Consider the following 434-nt stretch of genomic DNA (forward strand, 5'->3'; position numbering starts at 1 on the left):
TCTTTGAGGGCGGGTATCTGACCCAGCTTGCGCTCGCGCGCAGCCTTACCAATGCGCACCAGCTCCTGGTTTACTACACGGCCCGCGCCAATGTTCATGTGGCCCACTTCCGAGTTGCCCATCTGGCCTTCGGGTAGGCCCACGGCCTCACCCGAAGCCTGCAACGTGCTGTGCGGAAAGCGATTGAGTAGTTCGTGGAAATAGGGCGTCCGGGCCTTGTCAACGGCCGAAACTTCTACATTTGGGGCGATGCCCCACCCATCCAGAATAACTAAGAGGACCTGCTTGTTCATGCCTGCAAAAGTACGCCTTCGCGCCCTAAAGCGCCTACTCTCCGTATGTAGGGGCCGGCCAGTCGGCCAAACCTTCAGAATGTCTTCAGGTTTTCTTCGAGTGGCATAGTTTTGGCTTAGCTCCAGCCAAGCGCCTGCGAC

1 pseudogene is annotated in these 434 nt (G+C 58.1%); it reads right to left on the minus strand.

The window, feature by feature from the left end:
- Positions 1 to 293: pseudogene (locus tag D7Y13_RS50165) on the minus strand (2,3-bisphosphoglycerate-independent phosphoglycerate mutase); the annotation flags it as partial.
- Positions 294 to 434: the final 141 nt, after the last annotated feature.

Source organism: Corallococcus praedator, from assembly GCF_003612125.1.
Classification (GTDB): domain Bacteria; phylum Myxococcota; class Myxococcia; order Myxococcales; family Myxococcaceae; genus Corallococcus; species Corallococcus praedator.